8 protein-coding genes are annotated in these 11567 nt (G+C 65.9%); 7 read left to right on the top strand and 1 reads right to left on the bottom strand.

The genetic code is table 11. From position 1 onward, the window contains the following. Window positions 1-126: 126 nt before the first annotated feature. On the bottom strand, window positions 127-918 hold the full coding sequence (locus tag VM054_01435; GenBank protein HUT97720.1) for a pseudouridine synthase: 792 nt from the start codon (window positions 916-918) through the stop codon (window positions 127-129). Between the two features lie 100 nt (window positions 919-1018). Between VM054_01435 and VM054_01440 the strand changes: the two genes are divergently transcribed. From VM054_01440 to VM054_01470, 7 genes are all read left to right on the top strand, one after another. After that, window positions 1019-2815 carry an LptF/LptG family permease gene (locus VM054_01440; GenBank protein ID HUT97721.1) on the top strand — a complete coding sequence of 599 codons (1797 nt, stop codon included), beginning with the start codon at window positions 1019-1021 and terminating at the stop codon, window positions 2813-2815. Window positions 2816-2883: 68 nt separating this feature from the next. Continuing rightward, window positions 2884-3132 carry a hypothetical protein gene (locus VM054_01445; protein HUT97722.1) on the top strand — a complete coding sequence of 83 codons (249 nt, stop codon included), beginning with the start codon at window positions 2884-2886 and terminating at the stop codon, window positions 3130-3132. A 430-nt stretch (window positions 3133-3562) separates the two neighbouring features. Beyond that, window positions 3563-6364 carry a pitrilysin family protein gene (locus VM054_01450; GenBank protein ID HUT97723.1) on the top strand — a complete coding sequence of 934 codons (2802 nt, stop codon included), beginning with the start codon at window positions 3563-3565 and terminating at the stop codon, window positions 6362-6364. Between the two features lie 387 nt (window positions 6365-6751). Next, a complete protein-coding gene (pyrE, locus tag VM054_01455; protein ID HUT97724.1) occupies window positions 6752-7339 on the top strand; it encodes an orotate phosphoribosyltransferase in 588 nt (195 codons plus the stop codon). 140 nt (window positions 7340-7479) lie between these two features. Beyond that, window positions 7480-8811: a UDP-glucose/GDP-mannose dehydrogenase family protein gene (locus tag VM054_01460; GenBank protein HUT97725.1), complete on the top strand. Its 1332-nt coding sequence runs from the start codon at window positions 7480-7482 to the stop codon at window positions 8809-8811. A 554-nt stretch (window positions 8812-9365) separates the two neighbouring features. Beyond that, window positions 9366-10316 carry an NAD-dependent epimerase/dehydratase family protein gene (locus VM054_01465; protein ID HUT97726.1) on the top strand — a complete coding sequence of 317 codons (951 nt, stop codon included), beginning with the start codon at window positions 9366-9368 and terminating at the stop codon, window positions 10314-10316. A gap of 180 nt (window positions 10317-10496) precedes the next feature. Continuing rightward, a partial coding sequence (locus VM054_01470; protein ID HUT97727.1) for a hypothetical protein occupies window positions 10497-11567 on the top strand: 1071 nt, incomplete at its 3' end.

An 11567-nucleotide genomic window follows, 5' to 3' on the forward strand; every position in this document is an offset into this window, starting at 1 on the left:
GCTGCACCCCCCTCCCTAACCCTCCCCCCAGAGGGGGGAGGGAACCGCGCCCAATCAACACCGGTAAGGTGGATACCCTGCCTCCCCCCAGAGGGGAAAGGGGACTGCTCCAATCGTTTCCTCGGCTCATCCCCCATCCCGCTTTATTCGTTTCTCCGCCCCGCGGACCTCCTCCCTCAGCCGCCGGACCTCGTCCTTGGTGAGCTTGCGCCACGCGCCGGGGGCGAGCTTCCCCAGCTCCAGCGTCCCGAAGCGGGTCCGCACCAGGCGCTGCACCCGGTAGCCCAGCTTCTCGCACATGCGCCGAATCTGACGGTTGCGCCCCTCGTAGAGCTCCATGGCGAAGCGGGATCTGTCCGATCCCCGCTCGATGAGCTCCACCCCCGCGGGCAGCGTCACCCCGTCCTCGAGCTCGACCCCCTCGGCCAGTTTCTTTAAATCTACGTTTTTCACCGGCCCGCGCACCGAGACCTGGTAGCGCTTGAGGACGTGGTGGCGCGGGTGCAGGAGCCGGGCCGCCAGGTCGCCGTCGTCGGTGAGAAGGAGCAGCCCCTCGCTCCGGCGGTCCAGCCGGCCCACGGGAAACACGCGGCGGGGGTAGCCGGCCAGGAGCTTCACCAGGTCGTCGCGCCCCTTCTCGTCGGCCAGGGTGACGACCACTCCCCGGGGCTTGTAGAGCGCGATGTATCCGTGGTCGGCGGGGAGCTTCAGGGGCTTGCCGTCCAGGGTGACCCGCTGGGTCTCGGGATCGGCGGAAGAGCCCAGCGTGGCGACCCGGTCGTCCACGCGGACGCGCCCGGCGCGGATCAGGTCCTCGGCGGCGCGGCGGCTGCACACCCCGGCGGCGGCGATGAGCTTCTGGAGGCGGATGGCGGCCATGACGGTCAGATGATACCAGAAACGAGCCGCCGACCGCATCCGACCGGAAAATCCCACCACTCATGGACGGGCCGCGCCGCGCTTGCCGGGACCCGCCGGGGATGCTATATTTCCACCTGGAACGCACCGGATGACCGCCATGACCGTACCCTGGAAGCTCTACCGCTACATCCTGCGCGAGCACGTGGGACCCTTCGTCTTCGCCCTCGTGGTGGCGACGCTGGTGCTCCTCTTGGGCCAGGTGTTCAAGATGATGGAGCTCATCGTCACCAAGGGGGTACCGGGCCGGTACGCCCTCGAGCTCTTCGTCCTCTACCTCCCGGCGGTGCTGGCCTACGACGTGCCCATGGCGCTCATGGTGGGTACGCTGATGGCCTTCGGACGGCTGTCGTCCGACTCGGAAATCACCGCCATGAAGGCCACCGGCACCAGCTTTCTGTCGCTCATGGCCCCCAGCGCCGTCTTCGCCTGCATCTTCGCCGTGGGGATGTTCTTCTTCAACGACCTGGTGCTGCCCGAGGCGAACCACCGGTTCAAGAACCTGTTGCTGGACATCCAGAACAAGCGGCCGGACGTGAGCCTGCGCCCCGGCGTCTGGATAACCGACTTCGCCCCCTACGAGATTTACATCGAGGAGATGGACGACCGGGACATGACGCTCACCGGGGTGAAGATAAACATCCCCCGGGGCGGGAGCCTGGAGAAGCAGATAAGCGCCGCGCACGGCGTCCTGAAGACCGGCGAGGGCGGCCGGGTCCGGCTCCTCTTATCCGACGGCACCATCCAGATAACACCGCCGGGCAGCGATTCCTTCCAAACGCTCAAGTTCGCCAACTACGTCATCGAGATAAACGCCGATACCGAGCTCACCCGGGAGGAACGCGAGCAGCGCTCGGACCGCGAAATGTCGGTGGCGATGATGCAGGGGCGGGTCAACGAGTCGCTCCTGGACCAGTACCTGTTGTACCGGACGGCGGAAATCCGCAAGCGCCAGATTCTCGCCGGCGAGGAGCCCGTGTCCCGCCACCGGCTGTTGACGGCCCTGGGCATGGCGCGGGGGGGGTACACCCCGGAGGAGATACGGCGGCTTTACGGCATCCGCGAACCCCGGCAGACCTCCGCGGGGGTGACGGCGCACGCGGCGGCGGGTTCGGACCGCCTCGACTACGGCGGCCGCACGTCGCTCTTCGAGGGGGAGGAGATGGAGCTCGAGCCGCTGGGCGAGGCCCGCGGGACCGAAACCGGCGGGGAGGCGCCACCGCCCGTCGCCGAGGAAACGCAGGAGGGGCCACAGTTCGTCGGCAGCTCCGAGTCGCCCTACCTCGACGCCCGCGAGCAGCAACTGGCCATCCAGGGCGGGTTGATACCGAAGGAGGGCGAATCCGCCCCGCCCGTTCCCGTCCCGACGGAGGAGCCGGAACCGATTCCCACCGCGCGGGACCTCCTGGCCGAGACGGGGGAGGGCGGCGACCGCACCCTGACCACCGCGGAGCGCATCGCCCGGGAGGAGCGCTACCTGGCCATCCGCCGCCGCACACTCCAGGGGGAAATCAACCGCTACACCCTGGAAATCGCCAAGAAGTACTCCATCTCTTTCGCCTGCATCGCCTTCGTGCTGGTGGGGGCGCCGCTGGGGGTGATGATCCGCCGCTCGGGCAAGGGGGTGGGCTTCGTCACCAGCATCGGCTTCTTCATCTTCTACTGGATCTGCCTGGTGGGCGGCGAGGCGCTGGGCGACCGGGGCATCCTCGACCCCTGGCTGGCGATGTGGCTGCCCAACATCGTGTTTCTGGGGCTGGCGGCGACCTTTATCCGCCGGGCCGTCAACGACGCCAACCTCGCCTCCCGGGGGCCGGTCTCGGCCGTCATCCGTTTCTTCACCGCCGAGGGGCTCCTGGGGCGTCTCTTCAAGCGGCGGAAGCGCGCCGAACCTTGATTTTTCACGTTTTACCGTCTATATTTAAGCAGACTGGTTGGTTGGGCTGACCTGGGGAGGTATCCCGCGTGGCCAAACAGAGCACCGCCGAGGGGGCCAAATCCCTGGCCGAGAAGCTGGTGGACGGTATAATCGCCGAGGCCGACGGCGACACCCTGGAGCAGGCGCGGGCCATGGGGCTGGTTCTCTCCATGTTCATGCCGCAGATAGAAGCCGCGCGGAAGGCTTACAACACGGGGACGGACAAGGGCATAGACGGCCGCGACGACATCTTCGAGAACGCCGTCACCCGCAAGCTCATGGGGTACCACACGTAGGGGACCTGCGGTTTGCGATGACGTAGGGGCGGGTGTCCACACCCGCCCGTTTCACATTCCCGGCCTCGACCCTCACCCTAACCCGTCGGCGCGCTTGCGATGGCGTAGGGGTGGGTCTCCTGACCCGCCCGCGGGCCGACCTAAAGGTCGGCCCCTACGAGGGTGTCGTAAAATTTCAATTCGACTCGTAGGGGCGTACCTTTAGGTGCGCCCGTTTTTGATAAGGCAGCCCTCACCCCGGCCCATTGCGATGACGTAGGGGCTGGTCTCCTGACCCGCCCGCGGGCGACCGTGGACGGTCGCCCCTACGGGTCAGTTTCGCGGTAAACGTAGGGGCGGGTGACCGCACCCGCCCGTGCGTCGTATATGCAACCCCGCGCATTTTTGCGCTATAATACCGGGGAAATCGCAACTCCCGGAGCGTCCCCCCATGCGCAAACCCCTGGTCATCATACTGCTGCTGCTCACAGCCGTCTCCGCGCTCGCCCAGAGCGTCCTGCGCACCGAGCTCGACAACGGCCTGGTCATCGTCGCCGCCGAGGTCCACGCCAACCCCACCGTAACCATCCGGGTCTACGTGCGGACCGGGGGGGTCATCGAGGGCCCCTACCAGGGCGCGGGCATAAGCCACTACTACGAGCACCTCCACGGCGACGGCTCGGAGAGCTACACCCAGGAGGAACTGGACACCTGGGACGAAACCCTGGGCGGCATCTCCAACGCCTACACCTCCAGCTCCCACACCTGCTACCACCAGACCTCCACGGTGGAGCACTTCGACGGCATGGTGGCGCTCATGGCGGAAACGCTCCTGCGCCAGGTGTTCACCGCCGAGGCCATCGCGAGCCAGCGTGGGATAATCCTCAAAGAGATGAACATGAACCTGGACGAGGCGGACACCCGCGCCTGGTACCGCTTCTCCCACACCATCTACCCGGGCTCCCCGGCCGCCGACCCGGTCATCGGCTACCCCGACCTGTTCAAGGCGGTGACCGAGGCCGACCTGCGGGATTACTACACCGCGCGCTACACGCCCGAGAACATGGTGGTCGTCGTGGCCGGTGACCTGGACGCGGAGGAGATGACGGCCAAGGTGGCCGCCGAGTTCGGGGGCGTGGAGCGCTCGGGGGGGACGCTGCCCGTGGTGGAGCGGCCAGCGAACCTGCCGGGACCGCGATACTGTGTCGAGTACGCCACCTTCGACCAGGCGCACCTCGTGTTCGGCTTCCGCACAGTGCCCATCTGGGCCGATGACCTCTACGCCCTGGACGTGGCGATGCACCTCTTGACCACGGGTCGGACGAGCCGGCTGTACAGGGCGTTGCTCGAGGAGCGGCAGCTCGCGACGGACTTCGGTGTTTACAGCTACACCCCGACCTTCGACGCCGGGGAGTTCGAGGTGTACCTGGCCGCGGACCCTGCGCGCCTCCCCGAGGCCTACCGGACCGCCTACGACGAGGTGACCGCCCTCACCGACGGGCTCGCGGACCCCGGCGAGCTGGAGCGGGTGAAGAACTTACTACTTGCAGACTATATCTTCGATGGGGAGAGCCTGGATACGCGGGCGGCGCGGCTGGGCACCGACGCCCTTCTGGGCGACCTCGAGTTCTCCGCGGGCTACGTGGACGGCTGCCGGGCGGTGACCGCCGAGGCGGTGCGCGACGTCGCCCGGCGGTACTTCACCCCGGACAACCTCTACGTGGCCGTCGTTTGGCCCACGGGCGCCGGGGACTTCGATCTCGGGCTCTTCGAGGAGGGGCTCGGCGAGGAGGATTTGATCGAAAGCGGCCTGTCGGCGGAGGCCCGCGGCCTCGCGGCATCGGTGGAATCCAGGGGGATGGTGAAACCCGGTCAGCCGGACGCCTACTTCGTCTATCAGGGAAAAACCCCGGCGGCGGCTTCGGTCTGGCTCTCCCCCGACTACCCCCTGACCAACACCCTGGCCCTGGATTATCCCGAGGAGTACGCCTTCGAGATTGGGGAGGGCGGCAAGAGCGGCCGGATGAGGCTGACCACCCTGGACTCGGGCCTGCGCCTCCTGGTGCTGGAGGATCCGGGCGTGGGGAGCGCCTGGGTGGGGGCCCTGGTGGACGGCGGCTATCGCGTCGAGGCGCCGGAGGATGAGGGCGCCTTCCACTTCGCCATGCGGATGCTCCTGGAGGGGACCGGGACCCGGACCGGACCGGAGACGGTGGCCGCCATCGAGGACCGCGGCGGGTCCATCGGGAGCCAGGGCCTGCGCGACTGCGGCCTGTTGAGCGCCCACGTCCCGGCCGCCGACGCCCCCCTGGCCCTCGAGATCGTCACCGACTGCCTGCGCAACGCGATTTATCCCCCCGACCGCGTCGAGGCCGAGCGCCGGAGGCTCCTCGACGAGTTGGCCCGGGAGGACGAGGAACCATTCACCGTGGCCTTCCGGGAGGCGAAGCGGGCCTTCTTCGGCGACCACCCCTACTCCCACAACCAGCGGGGGACGCCCGAGACCGTCGCGGCGCTCACCCGGGAGCGGCTGCTGGACTACCGGGACCTCATCCGGCGGCCCGAGGGAACGCTCATCGCCGTGGCCGGGGACGTGGACGCCCGGAAGATCGAGGACCTGGTCGAGCGGCTGTGGGAGGACGTGCCGGCCGCGGGCACGCCCCTGCCCGAATGCGGACCGCCGAAGTTCCCCGAAGAAAACCTGCGCCTCGAGCTCCCCTCCGACCGGGAGCAGACGATTCTCGACTGGCTCTGGCCCGGGATGAGCTGGGACGGCGAGGACCGCTACCGGATGCGCCTTTTGGACGCGGTGCTCTCGGGAATCTACCTGCCCAACGGGCGGCTGCACGCGCATCTTCGCGGGGCGGGGCTGGTGTACGCCGTGCACGCTTACCCCATCTTCGGGATGAGGCCGGGCGCCTTCGCGCTCTACCTGGGCACGGAGCCGGGCAAGACCGCCGAGGCGGTGGGCATAGTGGACGAGGAGCTGGAGAGAATCGCCGCGGAGCCGGTGGGCGAGGCGGAGCTGGAGCGCGGCCGGACCATGCTCGAGGTCAGCCGCTACGTCATTGACCTGGCGCGGCCCTCGGACCGCCTCCTGGACGCCGCCTTCTACGAGCTCTGGGGGCTGGGCTACGCGTTCGAGGAGGATTTCACCGAGGAGGTGGAGGGGGTCACGGCGGAGGATTTGCAGGATTACGCGCGGTGGCTCTTCTCGCGGCCCGGGGTCTTCCTGCGCTACGGCGCGGAGTGAATAATTTCCCCTCCCCCCTGGGGTGAGGGTTGGAGTGATGAGGGCGGTTTCCCTCTCCCTCCGGGAGAGGGATTAAGGGTGAGGGCCACCTTATAAAAACGGGCCGACCTGAACGGCGCGCCGTCGGTCGGCCCCTACGTCATCGCAGCGAGGCATCGGCCGGGGTGAGGGTCGAGGTTGGGAACGGTGAAAGCGGCGGCCCATCGTCTCCCTCTCCCCGTGGGAGAGGGATTAAGGGTGAGGGCTTCCTTTAATAAAGCGGCGGGGACTAAAGTCCCCGCCCTACGTCCAACGCGATAGCGCGTGGACCGGACCGCGGGTCATTGCGCCCCCGCCCGGTTCGATGCTATAATGCGCCCCGCTCGACCCTCCACCGGGGAGAACCGCATGGGTTACGACCCCCTGCACGACCTGCGCTCCACCGGCGCCCTCCTCGAGGGCCACTTCATCCTCTCCTCGGGACTCCACTCCAACCGGTACGTCCAGTGCGCCCTCTACCTCCAGCACCCCGAACTCGCCGAGCGGGCCGGGCGGGAGCTGGCTTTTCTTTTGAAGGAGGCCGACCCCGCGCTGGAGCCCACGGTGGTCATCTCGCCTGCGCTGGGCGGGCTCATCATCGGCCACGAGTGCGGCCGGGCCCTGGGCGTCCGCGCCGTCTTCGCCGAGCGCGTGGAGGGCGTGATGACCCTCCGCCGGGGGTTCTTTCTCTCCCGCGACGACCGCGTGGTGGTCGTCGAGGACGTGGTGACGACGGGGAAGAGCACCGGCGAGGTGGTGGAGGTTGCGCGCGGGGCCGGGTTCGAACCGGTGGCGCTGGCCTGCGTGGTGGACCGGCGCGGCGCCGACGCCCCCCCGATGCCCGCCCCCCTGGTCAGCCTGGCCAGGCTGGACATCGAGGTGTGGAAGCCGGAGGTATGCCCCCTGTGCGCCGAAGGGGTCCCGGCGGAGAAACCGGGGAGCCGCACGTCCCGGTGACCGGCGGGAACGCCCGGTGGAGACCCTGCTTAGATTATTTATCGCAGCCGCCGCGAGAACCGGCGGCCCTTCACCCTGAGCGAGCCGTCGCCGGGAGCACCCCGTAGGGGAACGCCCGGTGAGCCACCCCGGAGGAGCTGATGAAGCTTGCCGTCGTCGGAACCGGCTACGTCGGCCTGGTGACCGGAGCCTGCTTCGCCGACCTCGGCAACGAGGTCATCTGCGTTGACATAGACGAGAAGAAAATCAAGGCGCTCAACGAGGGCCGGATTCCGATCTACGAACCGGGCCTGGAGGAGATAGTCCGGCGCAACGCCGACGGGGGTCGCCTGAGCTTCACCACCGACCTGGGCGACGCCGTGCGGAAGAGCGAGATCATCTTCATCGCGGTGGGGACGCCGTCCATGCCCACGGGCGAGGCGGACCTCTCGGCGGTGCGGGCCGTCGCCGCCACCATCGGCCGCCACCTGAACGCGCCCGACAAGATCGTCATCAACAAGTCCACCGTCCCCGTGGGCACCGGCGACATGGTCACCGAGATAATCGTGCGGGAGTCCGGCGGCTCCCACCCCTTCCATGTGGTCTCCAACCCGGAGTTCCTGCGCGAGGGCTCGGCCATCAGCGACTCCATGCAGCCCGACCGGGTGGTCATCGGCTCCAACGACGCCTACGCCGCCGAGAAGGTCGCCTCCCTCTACCGTGTGCTGACCAAGAACATCGTCAGCACCGACCGCCTGTCAGCGGAGATGATCAAGTACACCTCGAACGCCCTCTTGGCCACCAAGATAAGCTTCATCAACGAGATAGCCAACATCTGCGACCTGGTGGGGGCGGACGTGGAGGCGGTGGCCGACGCGGCGGGGATGGACCACCGCCTGGGCCGCCACTTCCTCAACGCCGGCGTGGGGTACGGCGGGAGCTGCTTCCCCAAGGACACCAAGGCGCTCATAGACACCGCCTCCAAGTACGGTTACAAGTTCAAGGTCCTGGCCGCGGTGGAGGAGGTCAACGCCCTTCAGCCCAAGCAGGCCCTGGCCAAGCTCAACGGGATGGTGGGGGACCTGTCGGGGAAGGTCGTGGCGCTGTGGGGGCTGGCCTTCAAGCCCAACACCGACGACATGCGCGAGGCGCCGTCGCTCACCATAATCGAGGGGATTTTAGCCCAGGGCGGCCGGGTCCGCGCCTACGACCCCATCGCCCACGAGACAGCGGCCGAGGAGCTAGCGAAGCGGAACCTCTCCATCTCCTTCGCCGGCACCATGTACGAGGCCTGCGATGGGGCGGACGCCCTGGTGGTCGTGACGGAGTGGAACCAGTTCAAGGACGCGGACCTGAGTCGGGTCAAGGAGCTGTTGAAGACGCCGGCGATGGTGGACGGGCGCAACATCTACAACCCGGCGGAGGTGGCCGCGCTGGGGTTCGCCTACGAGTCCATGGGGCGCACGTCCCTGGCCCGGCGGGCCAACGGCTGAAACGACCGCAAAACTCCGTAGGGGCGGGTGTCCACACCCGCCCGTTTTGTCCCCCTCCCCCCTTTGGGGGGAGGCTCGCCTACGGGTCGGGAGGGGGGTGCGGCGGCCCCCTCTCCCTTCCAGGGAGAGGCTCGCCTACGGGCTGGGGTGAGGGTCGGGGTGAGGAATGTCAAAACGGCGACCCACGGTTTCCCTCTCCCCGTGGGAGAGGGTCAGGGTGAGGGCTTCCTTATAAAAAACGCGGGGGGAAAGGATTTGCTTCGCATAGCTCGCTTCGCTCGGTTCCCCGCCCTACGGAATTCGATTGAATCACGCGACAACCTCGTAGGGGCGGGCCGACCGCATGTCGGCCCCTACGTCGAAAATGCGCGATTTCAGGCCGTAGGGGCGACCGGTAGGACGAGTCCTCCACGGTCGCCTGCGGGCGGGTGTGGACACCCGCCCCTACGCCATCCCAAACGGCATACCCCTCCCCCCACCCTCCACGTGCCTGGAAAGCACCCGCAACACCGACCGCTTGACACCCGCCGCGGGTTAATTGCACCCTTAGCCCCATGAAAGACACCCCCAAGGTCGTGGTCACCGGCGGCGCGGGCTTCATCGGCAATCACCTGGTCCGCCGCCTCGTGGACGCCGGCCGCCGCGTCGTCGTCGTGGACTCACTCGTCACCGGCGAGCGGGCAAACCTGGCCGAGGTGATGGGCAAAATCGAGTTCCTGGAGTACGACGTCGCCGGGACCCGCTGGTTGGAGGACCCCGCCCTCTCCGGCCCCGTGGACCACGTGTACCACCTCGCCTCCCCGGCCAGCCCGGTGGACTTCACGAAGTTGCCGGTGGAAATCTGCCTCACCTGCGCCTACGGGACGAAAAACGCGATCGAGCTGGCGCTGGCCAGGGGGGCGCGCCTTCTGGACGCCTCCACCTCCGAGGTGTACGGCGACCCGGACCGCCACCCACAGACCGAGGACTACCGGGGCCGGGTGAGCGTGGACGGGCCCCGCTCCTGCTACGACGAGGGTAAGCGCTTCGGCGAGGCCCTCATCGCGGCGCACCGCAGAGCCCGGGGGCTGGACGCCCGCGTGGCGCGCATCTTCAACACCTACGGCCCGAGGATGAGAAAGAACGACGGGCGCGTCGTGCCCGCCTTCATCGCCCAGGCCCTGACCGGCGAGCCGCTCACCGTCTTCGGCGACGGCTCACAGACCCGCAGCTTCTGCTACGTGGACGACCTGGTCCGCGGCCTGATGCTTTTGATGGAATCGGATTACGGGGGGCCGGTGAACCTGGGCAACCCCGACGAGCGGACGGTCCTGGAGCTGGCCCAGGCGGTGCTGGAGCTCACCGGCTCCGAATCGCAGGTCGAGTACCACGCCCTGCCCGTGGACGACCCGACGCGGCGGAGGCCGGACATCACCGTCGCGGGGCGGGAGCTGGGCTGGCGGCCCGAGGTGGACCTGGCCGAGGGGCTGAAAAAGACCATCGCCTGGTTCAAGGGCGGAGGTTAAATACCCGGAAAGTAATAAAAGCGAAGGCCCGAACGGGCCTTTTTGCATATTCCACATCGGTTAATCGTATGAAAAATTCTCTTGACACACCCCCTGCCGACTTGTTACGTTATGAAAGTCATACTGTAAGTCACATGTGATTCAGAAGATCCGTACCCCGACAAAGTGTTGGAGAGAGCCATGTTGAAGAAAACCCTCGCCGCCCTGCTGGTTCTTGCCGGCCTCACCTCCGCCACCGAAATCACCTTCACCGCCGACCCGTTTGAGATAGACGAAGATGATGAATACTTCGGTGCTTTTCTTCCCAACACTGGGTGTCGGGCGATGGCCGAGTTTATGAACGCGGAAGAACCATATTACGGGGACGTGATGGTGATTGATCTATGTAAGAATATGCGTCAACCCTATGTACCAGGCAAATCTAAGAGCTGTAGTATATGGTACAGCATCTGGGACGCCACTGAGGACGAATGGGATGAATTTGTAGGCACAGATCAAGGGGCTGTTTTCTTAGGTGAGGCAATTCCAACAATTACAGATTATTCACAGCTTCCCAACGCTTCTATATACTCCAGTTACGACGGTGTCATTCACATGGGCGGTTGGTTTGGGTATCCACACGTGGCGTATGCCTATTCCAGATATCAGTGCGTAAATGATAAATATACATGGTATGGGTTCGGAGGCGATGATGATCATTCCTTCTATTCGGCAATGTACTTCTTGGATCAGGAAAAACAGCGCTTCGGACAGGTGATGCAACCAACTTTTTACGTCAACGAGAGAAGCATTCCGACGAGCTCAGTTGTACCAACATTCTTCGTTAACGGGCATGATTGCGAAGACAATATTTTGAAAACCGGCTTTTACCTCCAGACCTTGACGGATCCGACCTACGAGGGTCAATGGAATGACCCGAGCGTCATCTCCCCCCAGACCTTCGGTAACATGGGCTTTTCCAGCGTTACCGGGGACCAATACGGTAAGCTGCACATCTTCTGGGAAAGCTCCATCAACACGGGTTATGCCAATTTCAAATGGCAATCTACATTTGCAGTAATAGTCCAGAATGAACTTTACTACACCAATTACTACAATGGTCTGCCATCTCAGATAACCCAACTCACAGATAACTACGCTACTTCCGGCGGAGAATATTTCGTCGGAGTAAATTTGATATCTTCCGATGTGGACCCATCGGGAAACGTGTGGGCGCTTTACGAACTCATTACGACTGCGGGGGACTTCTCG

This window comes from bacterium, from assembly GCA_035528375.1.
Classification (GTDB): domain Bacteria; phylum RBG-13-66-14; class RBG-13-66-14; order RBG-13-66-14; family RBG-13-66-14; genus RBG-13-66-14.

What these genes read in the sequence shown, in the direction of transcription:
- VM054_01435 (HUT97720.1), bottom strand. Translation starts at nt 918, where the DNA reads ATGCGGTCGGCGGCTCGTTTCTGGTATCATCTGACCGTCATGGCCGCC.
- VM054_01440 (HUT97721.1), top strand. Translation starts at nt 1,019, where the DNA reads ATGACCGTACCCTGGAAGCTCTACCGCTACATCCTGCGCGAGCACGTG.
- VM054_01450 (HUT97723.1), top strand. Translation starts at nt 3,563, where the DNA reads ATGCGCAAACCCCTGGTCATCATACTGCTGCTGCTCACAGCCGTCTCC.
- pyrE (HUT97724.1), top strand. Translation starts at nt 6,752, where the DNA reads ATGGGTTACGACCCCCTGCACGACCTGCGCTCCACCGGCGCCCTCCTC.
- VM054_01460 (HUT97725.1), top strand. Translation starts at nt 7,480, where the DNA reads ATGAAGCTTGCCGTCGTCGGAACCGGCTACGTCGGCCTGGTGACCGGA.
- VM054_01465 (HUT97726.1), top strand. Translation starts at nt 9,366, where the DNA reads ATGAAAGACACCCCCAAGGTCGTGGTCACCGGCGGCGCGGGCTTCATC.